The organism is Allobosea sp. 10N428 (assembly GCF_056394545.1).
In genome coordinates this window covers 190,295-211,529 of the sequence record NZ_JBFTIC010000008.1, presented here as the reverse complement: position 1 = coordinate 211,529, position 21,235 = coordinate 190,295, and the positions used below count along the sequence as shown (strand labels likewise).

Sequence of the window (21,235 nt, the reverse complement as noted above, 5' to 3'; positions counted from 1 at the left end):
ATCGACCGACGTATGGCTGCGCGGCAGCCTTGGGCTGCGGCGGTTAGCGGGGCGCTGGCGCAGGCAATCACGGATCGCGAGCGGCATAGCGTGGCTTGCACGTGCCAGAAGGGCGCCAGATGCACCCCTGATTTTTAGAGCAATTTTCCGAGTGATCGTATCGATCGGGTCGCTCGACGCGGGATTAAAACGCGCGATGGCGGAATGAGGCGTCGAGCTCACCCGCTGCGCGATATCGCATTTGCCGGGTCCGCGGAGGCCGGCGCGCGGCCCTTCTCGTCGGCGCCGTCTAAGCGCCGATGTCTGCCTCCAAGGCACTGGCTAGCTCGCCCGGGCTCACCGTGAACACCTGGGAGCTGCCAGGCGAAGACAGCGACGGTGTGTGCAGCATGGTGGCGATCTGGCGATAGGCCAGGAACGAGGTGGCTGGAATCTCCTCCTCGTCGACCACAACGCGGTAAGTGCCGGCAGGCTGCATATGGTCTATCGCGCTCAGCCTGAACGGCTTCCTGAACGTGACGGTGGTTTCCCGGCTACGAATGTTCACGTCAACTCTTCTTCTTCGGCTTTCCTGCAAGTTCGAGCGTCACCGGAAGGCCCTTTGGCACTGCCGCTGCTTCCTTTTTCTTCTTGGGCTTCTTGGCTTCCCGATTGCCGCGCATCTGTCCCTTGGCCATATGAAACTCCTCTTGCCGAGCAGGAGGCGACATGAACGCCACCATCTCCGCGCTGCTCACGCGGAATGGTTCATGATCGTCGAGCGAGATCGCTCGGTGCGGCTGTCGCCGTTACGATCGTCTCAGGTCTTGGACATGCCGAGCGTTTCGGCGCAGGCCTTGGCGACCGCCGAGTCCGGTGACGTGCTGCCGATCATCGTTGCCCAGCCGCCCTTGGCGATGAAATCGCCCTGGCTCCACGAACTGATTTTCTTCAGTTCTGCGAGAGCGGCATCGACATTGGGTTGCTTCTGAAAGTTGCTCACGCAGATCGGAGACAAGGCCGCGACAACGGCATTCTCAGCCCTGAGCTTCGCCACGCGTTCGCTCGACGAAGCCGTCGACCACCCACCCCAGGTAAAGCCGACAACGGTGAGAGCAATAGCGCCGCCAACGGCACCCCAGATGGCAGGTTTGGTTTGAGAGGGGAATTTCATGGAGAATCCTTCCGAATTGCGGAAGAGAAACCTCCCGTGAAATAATGTAGCACAGAAATAGAAAATAATTCTGTTTATTTTTCTCACGAAGACGAGATCGAATATTATTTTCGCCTCCCGATTTATGTGAGTCCGCGATCCCTAAAATGCCGATTCAGCTGCAGTAATTCGGAATATACGGTTATGAAGCCTTATTCATCCGCGACTAGGTGCTTGATCGCCTGCCATGTCCCTTTTCTCCGCGAACTGAAGGCACAGCCGGCAGATGCCCCGAAGAGACGTTTCCACTTCGTCGGCAAGCAAGGGTCCCTTGATATCCGCCAAGGGACTGGAAACTTGCGACAGTTCACCGAGAACCAGGATCGCCATCGGCAGACGGCGGCGAAGGCGCCGGAGCGCATACTTCATGTGGGCGGCATTGTGCGGGCCGATGTAACATAGGCAGATCAGAGCCGGACCGCGTTCGGCAAGCCGCTCCATGCCGGTGGTCAACAATGTGCTCGGCGGGAGCGTATCCGCCGCCAATCCATGCTTTTCTAAGATTTGGCCCAGCATCAGTGCGGCGGCCTCATCGAGTTGCGATCGCGCACCGATGCAGACCACTCCACCACCGTCTCGAAACGTTTCCTTCAACTCAGCCCCGGTGAGTACCGGCAGGTCGGAGGCACCTTCCTGTTCGTTGGTCTGTTCAACCGCGGCCTCGGTCTCGGGGTCTGCCGCACCAGCGTCGCGCGAGGGTCGGCGGTCGTCATGGTCGGACAAGTCCTCGACCACTTCGCGAATTGTCGCAAGGATCTGGTTTCGCCTGGGAGCATCGAGAACGCCGCGCGCTTCGTCTGCTGCGGCGAGCCGCAAGCCTTCGAGCGCGACCTCGTCGTAATAGGCAGATAGCGAGCGCTCTTTCAGAACCTCCTCAGCCTTGTCGGCTGCTTCCGCGGGGTCTCCCGCGAGGATCCGCTGATAGAATATCTCCGCCGCCGACAGTGCAGGTCGGTCTCCCAGCATCACGTCCAGAAATTCCAGCCTCTCGACATGCCGGCCGAGGACCACGAGACACACGGTCAAGGGTGTCGCCAAAACCAGCCCGATAGGACCCCATAACCAGGTCCAGAAGGTCGCGGCGACCACGATGGCGATGGGCGAGAGCCCGGTCGAGCGGCCATAGGCCAACGGTTCGATCACATGCCCGGCGAGGGGCTCGGCGATCACGAACAAGGCCGCCGTCAACGCGAGCATCATCCAACCGGGATCGACCGATGCCGCGATCACCATCGGAAAAACGGCCGAGAGAACGGCGCCGAGATAGGGAATGAACCGGAGGATCGCCGCCAGAATTCCCCAAAGCAGAGCGCTGGGAACGCCGATGGCAGCAAGGCCGCAACCGATCACCACACCGAACCCGGCGTTGACGATGAGTTGCGTCAGAAACAGCCGGCTGAGGCGCTTGCCGGCGTCATCGAACGCGGCCGTGGTCTTCTGCAGGTCGTAGGTGCCGGTCAATCGGATAAACCGGTTTCGAAGGTCTTCACGCTTCAAGAGAATGAAGACGACGAAGATCAGCACGATTCCGGTTGTGGTCAGAGGGTGGATCAGCGGAGCCAGAAAGGCCTGCAGCGTTTCGATCGCGCCGGGTTCCGGATGATGCACTTCGACAGGGATCGGGCGTCCGTCCCGCACAGGACTTGGCGTTTCGCTTGGGGCAGAAGATTCCGCCTTGGGGCGATCGAGTTCCTTGCCCAGGTCTTGCAGGACATCCGCGGCGCGACTCAAAACCCCGCTTCCGGCTCCCGAGCCTTTCAAAGCGGCGATCTTGGCCCGGATGGTGCTCTGATAGGTCGGCAGCTCACTGGCCAGTTGCGTGGCCTGGCCAACCATAGCCATCGTCAAGGCCGCCAACGTCGCGAACGCAATCAGGACGACGACGAAAACCGCCAACGCCCGCGGGACACGCAGCTTCTGCAACCCTTTGACCAGCGGCGCCAAGACGAAACTGAACAGGATCGCGAGCGCCACCGGGACGAAAACCTCACGTCCGAAATAGAGCGCGGCGATGATGAAGGCGCCGATGGCTACATTCGAGACGACGTCAGAGGGCGACCGTGTCGATGGAGCTGCGACGGTGGAGGGAACCTCAATCGCCGGCATCGATCAGTTTCCTTGAATCTGGATACCAGCGTGAAATGGGTCGAAGGGTCGCCGCCGTCGTGACGAACTCAAGGCACTCGGCCAGAGCGGACAAAACTTCCCCCGACCCAAAGCGCCGCGGCCGACGTGGCTTCGGGTGGGCAAATTTGGAACGCTGGCAGTTTGTTGGAGTTCCCGGGCATACAGGGGGCGACGCCCTCGGGTGATCCATCGCGCCGAATACGATCAAAGCTGGGTGTTCCACCTGCTGGACTTCCTCCGCCGGATGAAAACCGCGGTCTGCGCTACAGGCGGATCCCCCTCCTGAAACCTGATGTTTCCCGGACGCATAGCGCCCGCCTCGTCGCGCAGGCCAGAGTTGGCCATCGTAACCAAGTGCTAAGGACAAAAAGCGCAATTCTTTACAATGCGAGGCAACAAGAGCTCGCGTCGGCAGTTGGCCGAGGATCACTCTCGAAAGCACATGATGTCGAAGCTGGTTGTCCTGATCGTCGAAGACGAGCCGCTCCTCCGGATGGACGCCGTCGACTTCATCGAGGAGGCTGGTTTCGAGGTAGTGGAGGCTGCCCATGCCGAGGAAGCAATCGCGATCCTCAAAGCCCGCCACGACATCGCCGTCGTATTCACCGACATCGAGATGCCGGGCTCCATGGATGGTATGAAGCTCGCGCATGTCGTGCGACTGGGGTGGCCGCCCATCCTCATCGTCGTCGCAAGCGGGCGCGTCATGCCGCGCGAACGCGAGCTGCCTGAGAACGTTCAGTATATCAGAAAGCCATACCGGGCAGCCGAAGTCATCGCAGCCTTCCGGCCGACGGCCTGATCAGTCGGCAATGAGCGCGTCGATGGGGCCGCGAAGCGAAAAGACCACTCCGGCCGGCTGATAGTCCATGGCGGCTGCACCGCTGAAATATCCCGCCAAAGCGCGCTCGATCATGCGCGATCCGAAGCCGCGGCGGGTTGGCGGCTCGACCAGCGGGCCGCCGCTCTCACGCCACTCGAATGCGAACTGACCGTCTTCAACCGACCAGGTTATGTCGATTCGCCCACCATCCTGCCTGAGAGCGCCGTATTTCGCGGCATTGGTCGCCAGCTCATGGAGCGCGAGCGCCATCGCCAGGGCAGTCTTGGACGAGAGTTCAACCGGCGGGCCGTCGATGCGGAAGCGCGACAGGTCGCTTTGCCCCTTCAGAGACTCTTCGACGAGATATGCTAGGCTCGCTCTGGCCCAAACGGTCTGGGTCAGGATGTCCTGTGCCGAGGCCATCGTGTTCAGCCTTGCGATGAAGGCCTCCTTGAGCGCATCCACCTCGGGACCACCACGGATCGTCTGATTGGCGATCGCCTGAATCATGGCGACGGTGTTCTTCATCCGATGCTTGAGTTCAAGCGCGAGCAGACGCTGGCGTTGCTCGGCCTCCTTGATGGCCGTGATATCTCGCGACACGGACAGGATCGCCTCGGGTTTGCCATCCGGGCCCAGGATCGGACCAACTTGGACGTCCCAGAACCGTGGATTGCCGGCGGCCGTGTCGGCTGCACCCTGGAAGCGATAGCTGCGACCAGAACGCGCCTCCTCGATCGCGAACTTGGCTTCGGCGTTGCCCTGATCAGCCCAGAAATCCGGCCAGGGGCAGCCCTTGATGGCGTTGAAATCGCTGACTTCCATGACGCGCTGGCCGCCTTCGCTCATGAAGGAGAGCTTGCCGTCGAGGTCTATGACTTTGATGCAATCGTCCGACGCCGCCAGCAGGCTGCGCATGAAACGGGCGTCCCGAAGTTCCGGCGTCGGCAAAATGTCCCCGATCTCGTTCCCGTCTAGGGAGCGTTCCCATTTATGCCACGTGCTGCCACGCGGCCAAATGCCTGTCTCTGTCTTTTGACGTTTTGGATTGGTCGCCGGGCGCGGGCCCTCTTGATATCCATCCGATCTCATCCATATACCATCCAATTGGATGGTATATGGATTGACGATGAAAACTCCTGAGAGCGAGAAACTAACGCTGAACCTCGGCTTCGTGGATCTCGGCCGCATCGACCTGCTGGTCCGGGACGGCTTCTACTCCAACCGCTCGGACTTCATCCGCACGGCGATCCGCAACCAGCTTTCGACCCATTCCGACATCGCCGCGAAGGCCACAACGCGCCTGGCACTCGAATTGGGCCTTCGGACCTTCACACGCGGGGACCTGGAAGCCGTGGTCGCAGCCGGCGAGCAGCTTGAGATCCGGGTTCTCGGCCTCGCCGTGATCGATAGCGATGTCCCCCCGGAGCTGGCACGGCAGGCCATCGCCTCCCTCACCATCCTCGGGGCCCTGCACGCATCCCCCGAGATCAAGGCCGCCCTGGCCGATCGATTGACATGACCCAAAGGACCTTCGCCATGAACCCGCGTTTTCACGCCGCCATCGGCGAAGCCATGAACCGCCTGCGAACATCCGACGTGACAGGCGCAACGGCGACGATACGGCACGCTCTCGCCGGGCGCGGACCGATACGCCCGGCTGATCTGGATAGCGGGACACAAAGCGATGACAGTCCCGAAGCACCGCCGGCGCGCGGTCTTCGGGCGATCCTGCACAAGCTACGACAGGAGCGGGCGAACTTCGTCCAAGCGCCGAGCCATGGCGACACGGTTACGGAAGATGCGCGGGACAGTGCAAACTTCCGGACACGCAGGTTCCAATCGGCCGTCGGCTCGGTGGCCTACAAGCTCTACGTGCCGCCCGATCACGCCGATCGTGAACTTGCGCTGGTGATGATGCTTCACGGCTGCACACAAAACCCGGATGATTTCGCGCGTGGGACCCGGATGAACGCTTTGGCCGACGAGTTCGGCCTGATCGTCGCCTATCCTTTGCAACCGAAATCGGCCAACGCGCAGGGCTGCTGGAACTGGTTTGACCTTCGTCATCAACGGCGTGACGCCGGGGAGCCGGCGGTTCTGGCTGGGCTCGCCCAGGAACTGGCGTCTGAATTCAAGATCGATCGCAAGCGGGTTTTCGTTGCCGGCCTGTCGGCGGGCGGAGCCATGGCCGATGTCCTCGCCTCGACCCATCCCGACGTCTTTTCCGCAGCCGGCATTCATTCCGGCCTGCCTCATGGCGCGGCTTGCGACGTCATGTCCGCATTCGCTGCAATGAAGGGAAATGCGAAAGCGACGGCACAGTGCCATTCGCCCATCAGGAAGATCATTTTCCACGGAACCGCCGATACCACAGTTCATCCATCTAACGGCAAGGCTGTTTTCGATCTCGCAGGATCCGCGCAGGGGAAGCCAGCAGAGTTTCAGACCGATGCAGTGATCAATGGCAAACGCGTAACCCGGTCGCTGGTCGGGCACGGCAATGCTCCTGCACTCGCCGAGCACTGGCTGATCCACGGCGGCGGTCATGCCTGGTCAGGAGGTGACCGCGGCGGAAGCTATACGGATGAGACGGGCCCCGATGCCTCGCGTGAGATGGTCCGCTTTTTCCTCGGGACCTGAGGAGGTCTTGCGCAACGCGGAGTTGGTTTCGTCGAGGCGATCAGGAAATGTTTCGGGAAGCCATCGTGTCGCGACGCATAAATATGAACGCAGTGAAGCCCTCTCTCCGGTGAGGAGAGAGGGCCCCAGGAAGCGATTGGATCACGCAGCCTTGGCTTGCGCGACAGCCGCCAAGTTTGCCGGCCCGCCGAGCTGCGTGAGCAGCTTGTCGGTCTTGGTCTCCTCGGCAAGCGTGGCATCGAGCAACGTCACTGCTTCATTGTGCCCCAGTTGCTTCGCCCATGACTTCAACGTGCCATAGCGCGTCATCTCGTAATGCTCGACCGCCTGGGCCGAGGCGACGAGACCGGCATCGAGGGCCGGACTGTCGGCGTAGTCTTCCATGACGGCCTTGCCTTCCTCCAGAATCCCGAGGATGGCGTCGCAGGTCTTTCCGCGAGGCGCCTTGCCGATCACCTCGAAGACCTCGCCGAGGCGCTCGACATGGCCCTCAGTTTCTTCGCGATGCGTCTCGAAGGCCTTTTTGAGCTCGGGCGACTTGGCCGCCTTCGCCATCTTGGGTAGCGCCTTCAGGATTTGCTTCTCGGCGTAGTAGACGTCCTTGAGCATGTCATGGAACATGTCATCGAGGGCCTTCGGTGCATTCGTAGCCATTGGAACTCTCCGGTTGTCGGGATTGCAAGCGTGGATCAGGCGTGGACCTTGTCGCGGGCGCGACCACCAAGCGTGGCGCCATAGCTGGCCGCCAGCGCGCCGATGAGCATCGCGATGAAGGTCGCAAGGGCGAAGGAGGCGGCGGCCTTGCGGGCCATGTCAGCCGCCTCGCGAGCGGTCTGCTCCACCTTGGCAGCGGTTTCCTTGGTCTTCGCGATCGCATCGGTGATGCGCTTTTCGGCGTCGGGCTGGCTGATGCCGGTCTGGGCGGCGATAACGTTGGCAACGTAGGATTTGTCAGCGGGGGACATATCGCCGTTGCGGATGCTCATCGCGATGATCCGGCCGACCTCGGCACGAGCCGGAGCCGTGTCCGCCGAGGAGGGAGCGGGTCTCTCGGCGCGAAACAGCGTGTCGGTGACATAGGCCGACGGGTCGAGGCTCGACAGATCGAGGCGACCGGCAGCCTGGCTCGCTGCGCCGGAGACGGCAGAGCCGACACCGGACGCCGCGCTGGCACCAAGGCGGGCGCTGCCGCCAATCACCGCAGAGGCGGCCGATGCTAGCAGGAGCGCGCTGAGGATCGCACCGACGGCCCAGGCCATGAAGCCGTGAGCGGTGTCGCGGAAGGCAACCTCTTCAGTATGAAGACCCACACGCTTGGTGCGGAGACGACCGGCGAGATAGCCCCCGGCGCCGGCCGAAAGGAGATGAACGACGGCAAGCCAAATCATGGCTGCCATGCCGAACGTGGCGGCCGTGACACCGACATTCGTCCAAGGCGAAACCGAGACGAAGCCCAGCCCGGCTCCGGCGGCGAGGAGCATAAGGGAGATCGACGCACTGACCACGGCGCCTCCGAGGACGGCGCCCCACGACACTGCAGAAGACGCGCGAACGGTCGTGGCGTCGGGGACGCCTCGTAAGGTGGTGTCTGTCATGAGTGATGAACTTTAAGGGCGCGGACAAAAAAGGCCGACGCATTGCGGACGGTACGGTCCGCTCGATCTCAACGAAACAAGGGAAGAGGCGATATGTTCCGCGAGCCGAAGCATTTCAATCTCGCCGGCGATTGCCCATGCGCTGCGAGAAGGTGCTCGGCTTGGTCTCTGGAATAATTCGGTGGCGGAAAGCGGACGTTCCGGGAGTCCGCAAGGGGCCAGCTTGGCCGTCGCGACGCCACCCGAATTGGGTTACCGGAGAGCAGACGTTCCAGACTTGGGCTAGGGCGCAAATAACTTCGGCTCGCGCTCTCAGCGCCGCCATCGCGAAGTGCGCTGCTCTTATTCCTTCTGCGCGGCTACCCTCCCAACGAAATCAGTGACTGGCGGCCTCACACGCTCTAAGGATTAATAGGTCCGTTCATTAGGAGGTTGTGCCCGCCGGCGGCGGCGATCTCGAGCGCGCGGCGCGCGCTCTCCTGCCCCTTGATATCGACCAGATCGGGCAGAACTCCGCCTTGACGGGCCACTGCAGGCTCGGGCCGCGCCATCACCTGCGTCCCCTTGAAATGGTTGGCGAGCTGGATAAGCGAGCGCGGCGCCAGAATATCGATATCGGCGGCGGCCCAGGCAGCTTCCGGACCGGAAGCAGCGGGACAGATGAGACCCTGCCCTCTTGCGTAGGCAGCAATCGCTGCCGGCAGGACACCTGCCACCGGCGTGATCGAGCCGTCAAGGGCGAGTTCCCCGAGCACGGCATAGCCGGCGAGTGCATCGGCGGGAATCGCGCCGATCGCCGCCATGACCGCGAGCGCGATCGGCAGGTCGTAATGGCTGCCTTCCTTGGGCAAATCGGCCGGTGCCAGATTGACGGTGATACGCTTGGCCGGCAGGGCAAGCCCCGAGGCGATGAGGGCGGCGCGCACCCGCTCGCGGCTCTCGGCGACGGCCTTGTCCGGCAGCCCGACCAGAATGAAGGCGACGCCGCCGGCCGCGACCTGCACCTGAACATCGACGGCGCGCGCTTCGATCCCCTCGAACGCCACCGTCGCGACCCGCGTCACCATCTCCGCCTCGCCCCATTCCCCTTGGGGAGGCTAGCGGAGCTTCAGCGGCAGCGCAAGAACATATCGAGAACTTTCGGATAGGCAGGGAGGCGAAGGCCTCCCTGCCCGTCAAGGTTCAGGCGTCGACGCCCAGGCCGATCTGGCAGGCGACACCGGTCCCACCGAGGCCGCAATAACCTGCCGGGTTCTTGGCGAGATACTGCTGATGGTAGTCCTCGGCGAAGTAGAAGGTCGGCGCCTCGCGGATCTCGGTCGTGATCGGACCGTAGCCGCCGGCGGCCAGAGCCTTCTGGTACTCCGCGCGGGACTTCTCGGCAGCGGCCTTCTGCTCGGCGTCATAGGTGTAGATCGCCGAGCGATACTGCGTGCCGATATCGCCGCCCTGGCGCATGCCCTGAGTCGGGTCATGGTTCTCCCAGAAGATCCTGAGCAGATCCTCATAGGCGATCTTGGCGGGATCGTAGACCACCAGCACGACCTCGGTGTGCCCGGTCAGGCCGCTGCACGCCTCGTCATAGGTCGGATTCGGGGTGGCGCCGCCGGCATAACCCACCGCGGTGACCCAGATTCCCTCACCGCTCTGCCAGAACTTGCGCTCGGCGCCCCAAAAGCAGCCGAGCCCGAACAGCGCCTTGCGCGTGCCTTCCGGATAAGGGCCGGCCAGCGCGCGTCCGTTGACGAAATGGGTTTCAGCGGTGGGAATCGCAGCGGGACGGCCCGGCAGGGTCTCGGCCGCCGTCGGCATCTCGGTCTTCTTGCGCAAAGAGAACATTCCTCGCTCCGTTCGTTCGAGCTTCGGCGCCTATGTAAGCCTCCTGCGGCCCTTCGCACAGGGGGGCTTCGCCAGCCCGCGCTTCACCGACGCGTGACGATGCCGATTTGCGGCTCCGGCTGCCGCCCCAGCCAAAGCAGCGCGAATCCGAGCAGAAGCGCCGCGAGTGAAGTCGGCATCCGCATCACCGACAGCAGCATGGGATCCCAGAGCAGCGGATGGAGATTGCGTTCGATGGCTGGCTGAATCTGCGCGTAGCGCTCGTGGATCAAGGCCGTCAGGGTTTCGCTCACCGCGGTGAAGCGCAGTGCCGAATTGGCGATGGAACGGGCGCCGTCGATCACAAGCGCGACGAAGCCGGCCGCGACCCACAGATATCCCAACAGTCGTAGAAGGAATCTCACTCTGCTCCCCGTCACCGTTTGCCGTTCGCGTATCCGGCACCTGCCCCCAGCTTCAAGATGTGCTCATCAGCGGCGCTCGGCGCAACCGCGCGCACAGGTTTTAGCGGGATTGTGCAAAACCCTTCATCTCGGGCCTTGAAAGATGACGGCACGGCGGTCATAAGCAGCGCGCCGGACAGGTGGCCGAGTGGTTGAAGGCGCACGCCTGGAAAGTGTGTATACGGGAAACCGTATCGCGGGTTCGAATCCCGCCCTGTCCGCCACGTCCCAAAATAGCCTGCATTTTCAATAACATCCTTGACTTCAAAGGGTTTGGCCGCTCGAGTGGTACACATGGCCCTTCCCATGGCGCGTCCTGTTCGGCATCCCACGACTGGAATTTTCTGGCTGAGAAAGCGTGTTCCAGATGATCTTCTAGCGGTCATCGGCAAGCGCGAGGTGACGAAAACTCTCGGCACGCGAGATCCTGCCGAGGCGAAAGAGCGGCATGCAACGGCGCTGGCCCTAATCGAGGCAGAATGGTCTGCGCTGCGCAAGGGGCTCGGTCCCCGACTGACGGAGCTCGTTGTTCAACAGCTCGAAGAGAGTATGAGCCACCGCTGGCTGGCTCACCATACCGGCGCGCGTAAGCAGAATTTCTGGCGGACCGAGCTGTACGATGGATTGTGGGAAGCAGAGGCCAATCCATTTTCGGTGGTCCCCCCTCCTCCAATCCGCATCGCTGCCGATGATGCTCATGTCGCTGCGATGTCGCCACACTAGCAGATGAAGCTCTTCGCCTATCAATGCGCCGACGGGTTCGCTGGCGAAGAGACCCTGGAGGTCGACGAAGAAGGGAGGCTTCGACTGGCTAAAGCGGCTGCAAGCGGCCAACAGCACGCTTCCTTGCAGATGAAACCTGCGCTCGGGTGGGGAGCACCGCACTCGGGCGGAGCGCCAGCTGCCAACGGATCACAAGACATCGGCCTGCCGGCGGGGAGCCGCGCCGCAGGATCACCACGAAAGCCCGTGACCTTTCAAGCACTGGTCGACGGCTGGGCACTCGAACGCAAGCCAGCCAAGAAGGCCGCCTACGCATATCCGCGTGTCGTCGAGGCGCTCAGCAAGTTCGTCGGTCATCGCGACGCCACGCAACTTTCGGCGGACGATCTGATCGCTTGGAAAAATGCGATGGTTGCGCAAGGTCTTAGCGGGAAAACGATCCGGGACGCCAAGCTCGCCCCTGTGAAGGCGATTTTAGCTTGGGCTGTCAAGAATAGGCTCCTGAATGAGAATGTGGCCGAGCGCATCACGATCAGCACCAAAGGAACGCATGCCAAGCGGATCCGCGCCTATAAAGATGAAGAGGCAAAGGCGCTCTTGCTGGCTGCACGACAATCCGACGATTCTCTACGGCGCTGGGTTCCATTCGTTGCTGCCTATACAGGCGCGCGCGTGCGCCAGCTTCGATCCCGATCGCGGTTACGCTGTCACGCTGTTCGTCGGTTTCGAGACCTATGGCGGACAATCCCCCAATGCTGATGCGGTAGGCGGTTTGTTCTGCGGAATCGGGATCGAAGGCGGCCCGTTCAACCTCGCTCGGGGGGATTTCTTCGATTAGCGCTTTGCCAAGAAGCGCGGCGAGGACTTTCTGGCCGGCGCCGCCGCGAAGGCGAACGGGTGGCACGATCCGTAGATCGTCACGCTGTGCGGCTGCTGACAGGATGAGAAGCTGAGTGTCGCTGAGTGTGAGACCAGGCATTTGAAGCTCCGTTCAATCGGACCGGAGCACATCGCTCCGTCACTGAGCGGAGCCCCAGTCCGCTCAGTGACGAAGGGGCGCTGCCGCCGCGTCGCGGAGGCGAACGGCAAACACAGCAATGCTTGCTATGCGGCAAAAGCGAAGCTTTTCCTTGCGTCGCTGGCCGGGCAGTATTTCCTACTGAACGACGTGCCGCGCCTGTCCTTCATGAGCCTCATCAGCCACGCAATCTACGGCTACCTCGCGGCCCATGTCTTCGAGGCGCTCGAAGCACGCGAGGCTTGCTTGTGCAACTGGCCGGCATTGTTGCAGCTTGGCGCCTATAGGCCAAAGCGGTGCAGAACGGGCGATATCTCGTGGACAGCGCTTGGGTGACTTCACGCGCGGCGCGGCGCCTTGAGGATCGCCACTAGTTTACGATGCCGCGGTCGAGCAGCAGCTCCAACAATCTGTCCGCGAGCGCTTCGGCATCATCGGTGCCGCTGTCGAGGACGAGATCGGGCGCACGCGGCGGCTCATAGAGCGAATCGATGCCGGTAAAGTTACGCAGTTCGCCCCGGCGCGCCCTGGCGTAAAGCCCCTTAGGGTCCCGCTGCTCGCAGAGTTCGAGCGGTGCGTCGACGAAGATTTCAAGGAAGCGCATGTCCGCAAGCCGCTCGCGGACCGCCGCGCGATCCCGCTCGAACGGGGAAATGAAGCTGCACAGCACGATCAGGCCGGCCTCGACCATGAGGCGCACAACTTCAGCGACGCGGCGCAGGTTCTCGACGCGATCAGCGTCGGTGAAGCCGAGATCGCGGTTGAGGCCGAGGCGAACATTGTCGCCGTCGAGCAGAAAGGTCAGCTTGCGCCTGGCATGAAGCCTGCGATCGAGGGCGTCGGCAATCGTCGATTTTCCGGCTCCCGAAAGGCCGGTGAACCAGATCACCGCCCCGGTCTGGCCGAGTAGTGCCTCTCGCGCTCGCCGATCGACGGTGAGCTTCTGYGAGACGAGATTGACGCCGCGGTCGAGCGCATTGCGTATCATTCCGGCGCCGACAGTATCGCCGGTCAGGCGGTCCACCAGGAGAAAGCTCCCGGTCGCGGGGCAGCGCGCATAGAGGTCGAATGCGATGGCGGCCGGCACCGCAAGATGACAGATCGCGATCTCGTCGCGCTGAATTTCCGGGGCGGCGAGGCGCGCACCCGTCTCGACGTCCAGCCGGCCCCGAATCGAGGTGATCGTCACGGGGCTCGCCGTCATGCCGAGCCGCAGCTCGTAATCACGCCCGGCCAGCATGGGGGCGCGGTCGAACCAGATCACATCCGCTGCGAACTGGTTGGAGCGGAGGGGAGGATCGGCTTCGGCGTGCAGGATATCGCCACGGCCGAGATCGATCTCGGGCTGGAGCGTGAAGGCGACCGCAGCGCCCTGCTCGGCATGATCGGTCGGCCCCTGCGCGCCCGACAGCTGCTCGACGCAGGCTTTCGCCCCGCTCGGCGCCACCACGACCATGTCTCCTCGCGACAAGCTGCCCGCGGCGATCGAGCCCAGATAGACCCGCGCGCCCGAAACCGTGCACGAGACGCCCTGGACCGGTAAGCGCAACCCCGAGAGCGACGGGCCCGGGCGTGCCTGCACGCGCTCCAGATGCTGCAGGAGTGTCGGCCCTCGATACCAGGGCATGTTCCCGCTCAGGGCGACGACATTGTCGCCGAGGCGGGCCGATATCGGGATTGCAACGATATCGAGGCTGAGATGAGCCGCGATCGGCGCGAAGTCTCCGACGAGCTGATCGAACCGTTCCCGCCCAAATTCGACTTGGTCCATCTTGTTGACGGCCAGCACCGCTCGTTTGATTCCGAGGACGCTGCAGATGGCGGCGTGTCGACGGGACTGGGCCTGCAATCCGCGTGCGGCGTCCACCAGAATGATCGCGACCTCGCTCTGCGACGCTCCGGTGGCCATGTTCGCCGTGTACTGCTCATGGCCGGGCGTATCGGCGATGATGAAGTCACGCTGCGAGGTCGACATGTAGCGATAGGCGACGTCGATGGTGATGCCGCGTTCGCGCTCGGCCTCGAGGCCGTCTGTCAGCAGTGCGAAATCGAGCTCGCCCTCCACCGCGCCGTAACGACGTGAGTCTGCCCGAAGGAGCGCGCGCTGATCCTCCGGCAAGGCCCCTGCCTCGTAGAGAAGCCGGCCGATCAGCGTCGACTTGCCGTCATCGACCGCCCCGCAGGTCAGGACGCGCAGGGCCGGCGGACGCGGCTCGACGGATGTTCGCGCGGCGGGGCCGAAAGCCGCCTCGTAGCGTGCCGTGAGCGGGATCAAAAATAGCCCTCGCGCTTCTTGGCTTCCATCGAGGCGCTGTCCAACCCGTCAATCAAACGTCCGTACCGCTCGGAGGTCGTGGCGATCTCCAGCTCCGCGACGACCTCGTCAACCGTCGCTGCGCCCGAGTCGATTGCCGCGCTCAGCGGATAGCAGCCCAGGGATCGGAAGCGGACGGACCGATGTTCCGCACTCTCGCCGCTCATGAGCGGAAAGCGCTCGTCGTCGACGACGATCAGGCCTCCCGCGCGCCGCACGACGGGCCGCGGACGCGCGAGATACAAGGGTACGACCGGAATGCGCTCCGCCAGCGTATAGCGCCAGATGTCGCGCTCGCTCCAGTTCGAGAGCGGAAAGACGCGCATCGTCTCGCCCGCCCCCAGTCGCGGATTGACCAGCCGCCAGAGTTCCGGCCTCTGATTGCGGGGATCCCAGCCATGTTGCGGGCTGCGGCGGGAAAAGATCCGCTCCTTCGCGCGGCTCTTTTCCTCGTCGCGGCGCGCCCCGCCGATAGCGGCGTCGAACCCGCCGGCTTCGAGGGCCTGCTTCAACGCCTCGGTTTTCATGATGCGGGTGTAGGTGCTCGCATCGACGGAGAACGGATCGATGCCGCGTGCCAACCCATCGCGATTGACATAGATCTGCAGATCGAAGCCGAGCGCATTCGCCAGACGATCGCGGAAGGCGATCATCTCACGGAATTTCCAGGTCGTATCGATGTGGAGAAGAGGGAATGGCGGTTTCGCCGGCCAGAAGGCCTTTGCGGCCAGATGAGCGAGAACGGTAGAGTCCTTGCCTGTCGAATAGAGCATGACCGGGTGCCGGAACAGGGCCGCTGTTTCCCGCAATATGAAGATCGCTTCCTCTTCCAGTCTCCTTAGATGATCCACCGTTCCGGATGTCCGACACTCAATTCGACCGGGAGGCTAGTATCCGAGTTGGCGTTGCCGGACAATGGCGGAGAACGTCTGCGGCGTCCGACCTCAGCCCGTCAGCGCTGGGCCCTGCCGACTGCGTCTTCGACGGCACAGACCGCGCCGCAGAGATGGTAGAGCGAACTGGCCGGAACGAAGGTCGAGGGGGACGAGCTGTCCGGGTCCAGACGGTCCGCCCAAAGGCCGGTTCCGTCGATCACGAAATCGCGCATCAACGCATTGAGAAAGCCCAACGCGAGATCGCTCGACGGGTCGCCCGCCAGAGGGGAAGCGGCGGCCTTTGCGGCTTCGGCATAGGTCCAGAGCCGGCTCGAAGGGGCAACGATGCGTCCTGAAGCTGCGACACGCTCGTAGATCCAGAGATCGCCGCCGACGCCGTAGGCCATCGCCGCCTGCCACAAGCCACGACCGGGCAGCCCCGCGTCGGGACGACCCGACAGCGTTGCAAAGCGATCGAGCAGCCAGACCCACTCGAAATGGTGGCCAGGCTCGAAGATTACGTCGGGCTCGTCGAGCGGCCGCCACGCCTCGTCGAACAGCTCAGCCAGGACGGGCTGCGATCCGCGCAGGAAATTCCGGCACAGCAGATCGTGCACTCCGGCGGCTCGCTCAAGGTAGCCGCGGCCGCCATCGACCTCGTGCAGGGCGAGCAGGGCCTCGAACAGATGCATATGCGGATTCTGCCGCCGCGGCGTGCTGCGGAACGGCAGGCATTCCGCATAGCCGCCCATCTCGGGCGTCGCCATCGCCGCGTCAAGGAAGGCGAGCGTCCGGTCGGCCGCGGCGAGACAGGCGGAGTTGCCCGTCAGCCTGCAGACCTCGGCGAGCGCGAGCAGCACGAAGGCATGAGTATAGAGGTCGCGGCGCGCATCGATCACGCCGCCAAGCGGGTCTCGCGAGAACGGAAATCCTGTTCCATCTGCCTGGGCCAGCAATGCGGCGACCGCCTTGGTGGCGAGCGCGCCCGCCTGCGGATGCCAGCCATGCCGCGCCGCGACACAGAGAACCCAGATCTGGCGCGCCTGCACCATCGTCCGGCGGGGCATGACGGAAAGGGGACGACCGGCAAAGTCGAGCCCCTCGACGAAGCTGGCATTTCGCGCGTCCCAACCGACCTCGATCCAGAGCGGCAGGGCGAGCTCCCGCAGCCAGCGCCCGGCCGCAGTGGTCACGCCGCGTCTCCTTCGCGATCCCGTTCCACGATGTCCCTGACGAAATCCAGAAGGGAGCCGCCTGCATAGAGGTGCCCGGGAAGGCCGGCGGCGGCAGCGGCTGCCAGATCGGTCTCTTGGTCGCCGACGAGAAAGCTGCTCCGTGGCAAAGTCGGGAAGCGCTCCATCAGGCCGACAAGCATGCCGGGGCCCGGCTTACGGCAAGTACAGTTCACGCGGTAGTGCTCGACGCTTCCTTCCGGATGGTGAGGACAATAGGCAAAGGCGTCGATTCCCGTCCCGGCGGCACGCAGGGCGTCCTGCATGAAGCTGTGCAGCCCCTCGACTGCGGCCTCTGAATAATATCCGCGGGCGACGCCCGACTGGTTCGAGACGACGAAGACGCGAAAGCCCCTGGCGCGCAGGAATGCAACGGCCTCGACGGCCTGCGGCATCCACACGAACCGTGCGGGCTCGTGCAGATAGCCGACTTCCCGATTCAGAACTCCGTCCCTGTCCAGGAAGGCGGCGGGCTTCACGGCGAGGGAGAGCACGTCCGGATGTGCGAGCGTCATCCGGTCCTCGACGATCCGCTGCGTGCGATCGAGGCGATGAGGCCCGTCGTGCTCGCTTCGGGCACAAGATCGATCAGACAGACGCGCCCTCCCCCGGCCTCGACCACCTCGCGCCCGACGACACGATCGAGCGTGTAGTCCGCGCCCTTGACGAGCACATCCGGCGCAAGGCGGGTGATCAGCGAGAGCGGCGTGTCCCCTTCGAACGCGACGACTGCGTCGACCATTTGCAGAGCGGCGAGCACCGTCGCCCTCGCCGCTTCTTGCTGAATCGGGCGCTGCGCCCCCTTGAGGCGGGAAACTGAGGCGTCACTGTTCAAACCGACGATCAGGCGATCACATTGCGCCCGAGCACCGGCCAGAAGCGCGATGTGGCCCGCATGTAGGAGATCGAAGCAGCCATTGGTGAAGCCGACCACCAGCCCCTCCTCCTGCCAGCCCCTCGCGACGGCCTCGGCTTGCGCCGCACTCCGCATGATGCGAGCCGCGACGTCGAAACGCGGCCGCTGCAGAAGAACGGCCCGCAATTCATCCGCCGTAACGTCACCGGTGCTGGGCTTCGCCACCGCGAGACCTGCGGCGGCATTGGCCAGGCGGCTCGCGTGAACGAAGCCCGCCCCGGCAGCCAGGGCAAGGGAGAAGGTCGCAGCCACAGTGTCGCCGGCGCCGGACACGTCGATGACGCGCTTTGCCGTCGCTTCGAACGAGACAGCCTCGCCCTCGCGCGCCACGATCGTGGCGCCGTGCTCGCCGCGGGTGACGAGGAGGGCGGCACAACCCGCGTCCATCATCACCTGCCGGGCCGCAGCCACGATCGACGGCTCGTCTCGCGGCACAGGCCCACCGGCGGCTGCCGCGAGCTCGCCGAGATTGGGCGTCAGCGCGGAGGCTCCGGCGTAGCGCGCAAAGGCGGTGTTCTTCGGATCGACGATCACCGGCCGGCCCAGGGATCGGGCCGCCGAGATGATCGAGCGCAGCACCCGATCAGTGAGGACGCCCTTGGCGTAATCCGACAGCACGACCGCATCGGCCGCAGGCAGGCAGGCCGCCGCCGCCGCGATCACCCGATCCTCGAGCTCGGGCGCGATCGGATGGGTGTCCTCATAGTCGGCCCGTAGCAGATGGGTGGAATGCAGCGTCGCGACATAGCGCGTCTTGAGCGTCGTGCGGCGCTGCGTATCCCGGATCAGATGCGCGGTGACCGCCGGGCTGGCGGCAAGCCGGGCGGAGAGGCTCTCTCCAGCCTCGTCGGCACCGATGATCCCGACGAGGTCGCAATGCGCACCGAGGGCCGCGATGTTGCGGGCGACGTTCCCGGCTCCGCCGGCACGGTCCTGCGGCGCTTCCATGCTGATGATCGGGACCGGGGCCTCGGGAGAAATGCGCCGTACGTCACCGTAGACGAAGCGATCGAGCATGACGTCTCCGACCACCAGCAGCCGGAGCGACCGAAACGCATCGATAACTGTCTCGTCGGAAATCATGCGGGACCTCGGAGCGCCCCGTGCCGCACGTCGTTCGCGTGCCGCGTGACGCCGTCCCCGAACGAGCTCATGGACAGCGTGTAGCCGGCACTCTGCGGCCATGCAATCGACGTGTCGGCGAAAGTGCCACCGGGGCGTTCCTGTCCGGCGTCAGCACCTCAGCCTCGGGTCACGCGGCCGGCTGCAACCCGGCTTGGAAAAATAGCGGCGGCGTGCGAATTGCTCAGGACTCGGGCGATGCAGGGACCAAGCTCCTCCTTGCCAGGCTGAACGACGGTATTGATTGGCGCTCATGGCACGTAAACCCACTCCCGCCGCCCAGCCGTCTCCGCTGAGCATCCAGGAGGCCCTGCAGCGCGCCAATGATCACTGGAACGCCGGACAGGCGGAGCAGGCGGAGCTCCTATGCCAGCGCGTCCTGGCAGCGTGGCCCGGACAACCAGACGCGCTGCATATCCTCGGGCTCATGGCGCATGCTTATGGCAATCTGGATCTGGCTATCCAGCATCTGCGTCAAGCCTGCCTCTCGCCGCGGGTACCAGCGCTGTATCTCAGCAATCTGGCCGAGATGTGCCGGCAGAAGGGCACTCTCGCCGAGGCGGAGGAGACGGCGCGGCGCGCCGTAGCGCTGGATCCGGGGCTGGTCTCGGCCTGGAACAATCTCGGCATCATCCTGCAGGAGGCCGGGAAGCTGGAAGAAAGCGCAGCCTGCCTCGAGCGCGTTGTCGCCTGGCAGCCGCAGGCCGCAGAGGCGCACAACAATCTCGGCAATACCTATAATCGCTCCGGTGCGCTGGAGAAGGCCCGCCTCCATTATGCGCGAGCGCTGGAATTGCGGCCCGACTATGCCGAGGCCCAGAGCAATATCGCCTATCTGCTGAACGAGCTCGGCCAGTTCGACGCCGCGGCCGAGGCGGCGCGCCTCGCCATCGACCTCAATCCCCGGCTGGCCGACGCCTATATCAATCTGGCGGGGGTGGAAGCGGGCCGTCTGCGCCACGCAGAGGCGCTGCGCTGGCTCGAGGCGCTGCTGGCCTTTGCCCCCATGCATGCGGGGGCGCTGGCGGCCAAGTCCCACCTCCTCAGGCGCGTGGGCCATCTCGACGAGGCCCTCGACGCGGCGCGACGCGCCGTGGAGGCCGGCCCGCAGAACGGGGAGGCCCACGACGCCCTGGGCCAGTCACTGCAGGCCCTGAACCGCGGCGACGAGGCCCTCGCCGCTTTCGACCAGGCCGTCAGCCTGCCCGGCGCGCAAGCGACTGCGTTGGTTAATCGCACCACCTTGCTGATGGAGCAGGGCGCCAAGGATGCCGCGCTGGCCGGGTTCGACGCGGTGATCGCCGACCATCCGCGCCATGCCGGCGCCTGGGCCAACCGCGCCGAGCTGAAGCGCTTCGCGGCGGACGACCCCGACATCGCGCGCATGGAGAGCCTGCTGGCACCGGATGCCGCGCTCGGGTTCAACGATCGCATCGCACTGCATTTTGCCTTGGGCAAAGCCTATCTCGACGCCGGCCGGCCGGACCGCGCCTTCGCGCATCTGGACGAAGGCAACCGCATGAAGCGCTCGACCTTCACCTTCGACCTGGAGGCATCGGGCCGCTGGATGGAGGAGATCGCCGATACGTTCACGGCGCCGGCGCTCGAGCGGCTCGCGGGCCGGGGGCACCCGTCCGACATGCCGATCTTCGTGCTGGGCATGCCGCGCTCGGGGACCTCGCTGATCGAGCAGATCCTGGCCTCCCATCCCGATGTGCGCGGGGCCGGCGAACTGCCGACGATGCAGTTGCTGACCGGCGGCCTGCCTGGCTATCCCGCGGGCATCGCCGCGGCCACCGGCGACAGGTTCCGGCAGATGGGAGAAGCCTATACAGCGCGGCTCGCGCCATTCGCAAAGGGGCGGCGCCATGTGGTGGACAAGATGCCCGGGAATTTCGTGCATGCGGGGCTGATCCGCCTCATCCTGCCGCAGGCGCGGATCATCCATTGCCGTCGCAACGCCGTCGACACCTGCCTGTCCTGCTATACCAAGCTGTTCACCACCGAGCAGCGCTTCACCTACGACCTGGCCGAGCTGGGCCGATTTCATCGCGACTACCAGGCCCTGACCGACCACTGGCGCGCGACTCTGCCGGCCTCGCATTTCATCGAGGTGGATTATGAGGCCGTGGTCGAGGATCTGGAAGGCGAGGCGCGACGCCTGCTGGCGGCGCTCGGCCTGCCCTGGGACGACCGCTGCCTCGCCTTCCACGAGACGCCGCGCATCGTGCGGACGGCCAGCCTCATGCAGGTGCGTCAGCCCATCTACAAGAGCTCGGCCGGCCGCTGGAAGGCCTATGCCGCGCATCTGCAGCCCTTGCTCGCCGCCCTCGATCAGGCCGCCCCATGACGGCGGACAACGCGGCGCTGGAG

General features: G+C 64.3%; 21 protein-coding genes, 1 tRNA gene and 1 pseudogene. 8 read left to right on the top strand and 15 right to left on the bottom strand.

The genetic code is table 11. From position 1 onward, the window contains the following. Positions 1-289 precede the first annotated feature (289 nt). The 4 genes from AC1DDA_RS22165 to AC1DDA_RS22150 all read right to left on the bottom strand — a co-directional run bounded on the left by AC1DDA_RS22165 (position 290) and on the right by AC1DDA_RS22150 (position 3,298). Positions 290-547 carry a hypothetical protein gene (locus tag AC1DDA_RS22165; RefSeq protein ID WP_476797410.1) on the bottom strand — a complete coding sequence of 86 codons (258 nt, stop codon included), beginning with the start codon at positions 545-547 and terminating at the stop codon, positions 290-292. 1 nt (position 548) lies between these two features. Further along, the gene (locus AC1DDA_RS22160; RefSeq protein ID WP_476797409.1) at positions 549-677 is read right to left on the bottom strand and encodes a hypothetical protein; all 129 of its coding nucleotides are present in this window, start codon (positions 675-677) and stop codon (positions 549-551) included. A 122-nt stretch (positions 678-799) separates the two neighbouring features. Beyond that, positions 800-1,153: a hypothetical protein gene (locus AC1DDA_RS22155; protein ID WP_476797408.1), complete on the bottom strand. Its 354-nt coding sequence runs from the start codon at positions 1,151-1,153 to the stop codon at positions 800-802. A gap of 195 nt (positions 1,154-1,348) precedes the next feature. Beyond that, the gene (locus AC1DDA_RS22150; RefSeq protein WP_476797407.1) at positions 1,349-3,298 is read right to left on the bottom strand and encodes an AI-2E family transporter; all 1,950 of its coding nucleotides are present in this window, start codon (positions 3,296-3,298) and stop codon (positions 1,349-1,351) included. A gap of 463 nt (positions 3,299-3,761) precedes the next feature. Here AC1DDA_RS22150 and AC1DDA_RS22145 point away from each other — a divergent pair, with 463 nt between their 5' ends. Further along, a complete protein-coding gene (locus tag AC1DDA_RS22145; protein WP_476797406.1) occupies positions 3,762-4,121 on the top strand; it encodes a response regulator in 360 nt (119 codons plus the stop codon). Here AC1DDA_RS22145 and AC1DDA_RS22140 read toward each other — a convergent pair whose 3' ends face one another. After that, complete coding sequence (locus AC1DDA_RS22140; protein ID WP_476797405.1) at positions 4,122-5,249, bottom strand: sensor histidine kinase; 1,128 nt, start codon at positions 5,247-5,249, stop codon at positions 4,122-4,124. Between the two features lie 22 nt (positions 5,250-5,271). Here AC1DDA_RS22140 and AC1DDA_RS22135 point away from each other — a divergent pair, with 22 nt between their 5' ends. Further along, positions 5,272-5,664, top strand: coding sequence for a CopG family transcriptional regulator (locus tag AC1DDA_RS22135; RefSeq protein ID WP_297255782.1), 393 nt, complete (start codon positions 5,272-5,274; stop codon positions 5,662-5,664). 17 nt (positions 5,665-5,681) lie between these two features. Beyond that, complete coding sequence (locus AC1DDA_RS22130) at positions 5,682-6,785, top strand: extracellular catalytic domain type 1 short-chain-length polyhydroxyalkanoate depolymerase (protein WP_476797404.1); 1,104 nt, start codon at positions 5,682-5,684, stop codon at positions 6,783-6,785. A 141-nt stretch (positions 6,786-6,926) separates the two neighbouring features. Here AC1DDA_RS22130 and AC1DDA_RS22125 read toward each other — a convergent pair whose 3' ends face one another. The 5 genes and pseudogenes from AC1DDA_RS22125 to AC1DDA_RS22105 form a co-directional block, all read right to left on the bottom strand. Continuing rightward, positions 6,927-7,439 carry a YciE/YciF ferroxidase family protein gene (locus tag AC1DDA_RS22125; protein WP_476797403.1) on the bottom strand — a complete coding sequence of 171 codons (513 nt, stop codon included), beginning with the start codon at positions 7,437-7,439 and terminating at the stop codon, positions 6,927-6,929. A 35-nt stretch (positions 7,440-7,474) separates the two neighbouring features. Then, a complete protein-coding gene (locus AC1DDA_RS22120) occupies positions 7,475-8,290 on the bottom strand; it encodes a hypothetical protein (RefSeq protein ID WP_476797402.1) in 816 nt (271 codons plus the stop codon). A 503-nt stretch (positions 8,291-8,793) separates the two neighbouring features. Next, a pseudogene (locus tag AC1DDA_RS22115) lies at positions 8,794-9,447 on the bottom strand (magnesium chelatase domain-containing protein); the annotation flags it as partial. Between the two features lie 115 nt (positions 9,448-9,562). Further along, positions 9,563-10,219 carry a peptide-methionine (S)-S-oxide reductase MsrA gene (gene msrA, locus AC1DDA_RS22110; RefSeq protein ID WP_476797401.1) on the bottom strand — a complete coding sequence of 219 codons (657 nt, stop codon included), beginning with the start codon at positions 10,217-10,219 and terminating at the stop codon, positions 9,563-9,565. 83 nt (positions 10,220-10,302) lie between these two features. Further along, a complete protein-coding gene (locus AC1DDA_RS22105; RefSeq protein ID WP_476797400.1) occupies positions 10,303-10,563 on the bottom strand; it encodes a hypothetical protein in 261 nt (86 codons plus the stop codon). Between the two features lie 233 nt (positions 10,564-10,796). On the opposite strand from AC1DDA_RS22105, the gene AC1DDA_RS22100 reads away from it, so the two are divergent. From AC1DDA_RS22100 to AC1DDA_RS22085, 4 genes are all read left to right on the top strand, one after another. After that, positions 10,797-10,886: transfer RNA gene (locus AC1DDA_RS22100), tRNA-Ser, on the top strand. A 70-nt stretch (positions 10,887-10,956) separates the two neighbouring features. Continuing rightward, on the top strand, positions 10,957-11,385 hold the full coding sequence (locus AC1DDA_RS22095) for a DUF6538 domain-containing protein (RefSeq protein ID WP_476797399.1): 429 nt from the start codon (positions 10,957-10,959) through the stop codon (positions 11,383-11,385). Positions 11,386-11,388: 3 nt separating this feature from the next. Continuing rightward, positions 11,389-12,144: a hypothetical protein gene (locus AC1DDA_RS22090; protein ID WP_476797398.1), complete on the top strand. Its 756-nt coding sequence runs from the start codon at positions 11,389-11,391 to the stop codon at positions 12,142-12,144. 286 nt (positions 12,145-12,430) lie between these two features. Further along, positions 12,431-12,739 carry a hypothetical protein gene (locus AC1DDA_RS22085; protein ID WP_476797397.1) on the top strand — a complete coding sequence of 103 codons (309 nt, stop codon included), beginning with the start codon at positions 12,431-12,433 and terminating at the stop codon, positions 12,737-12,739. A 34-nt stretch (positions 12,740-12,773) separates the two neighbouring features. Here the strand turns inward: AC1DDA_RS22085 and cysC are convergent, their stop codons facing one another. The 5 genes from cysC to rfaE1 all read right to left on the bottom strand — a co-directional run bounded on the left by cysC (position 12,774) and on the right by rfaE1 (position 18,823). Continuing rightward, on the bottom strand, positions 12,774-14,678 hold the full coding sequence (gene cysC / locus AC1DDA_RS22080; protein ID WP_476797396.1) for an adenylyl-sulfate kinase: 1,905 nt from the start codon (positions 14,676-14,678) through the stop codon (positions 12,774-12,776). Beyond that, positions 14,675-15,568, bottom strand: a complete 894-nt coding sequence (gene cysD / locus AC1DDA_RS22075; protein WP_476797395.1) for a sulfate adenylyltransferase subunit CysD — start codon at positions 15,566-15,568, stop codon at positions 14,675-14,677. Before cysD ends, cysC begins: the two co-directional genes overlap by 4 nt. A 101-nt stretch (positions 15,569-15,669) precedes the next feature. Continuing rightward, a complete protein-coding gene (locus AC1DDA_RS22070) occupies positions 15,670-16,785 on the bottom strand; it encodes an AGE family epimerase/isomerase (RefSeq protein WP_476797394.1) in 1,116 nt (371 codons plus the stop codon). After that, positions 16,782-17,339, bottom strand: coding sequence for a D-glycero-alpha-D-manno-heptose-1,7-bisphosphate 7-phosphatase (locus tag AC1DDA_RS22065; protein ID WP_476797393.1), 558 nt, complete (start codon positions 17,337-17,339; stop codon positions 16,782-16,784). Before AC1DDA_RS22065 ends, AC1DDA_RS22070 begins: the two co-directional genes overlap by 4 nt. Further along, a complete protein-coding gene (gene rfaE1 / locus AC1DDA_RS22060) occupies positions 17,336-18,823 on the bottom strand; it encodes a D-glycero-beta-D-manno-heptose-7-phosphate kinase (RefSeq protein ID WP_476797392.1) in 1,488 nt (495 codons plus the stop codon). Before rfaE1 ends, AC1DDA_RS22065 begins: the two co-directional genes overlap by 4 nt. 292 nt (positions 18,824-19,115) lie before the next feature. Here rfaE1 and AC1DDA_RS22055 point away from each other — a divergent pair, with 292 nt between their 5' ends. Next, positions 19,116-21,212 carry a sulfotransferase gene (locus AC1DDA_RS22055; RefSeq protein WP_476797391.1) on the top strand — a complete coding sequence of 699 codons (2,097 nt, stop codon included), beginning with the start codon at positions 19,116-19,118 and terminating at the stop codon, positions 21,210-21,212. Positions 21,213-21,235 lie beyond the last annotated feature (23 nt).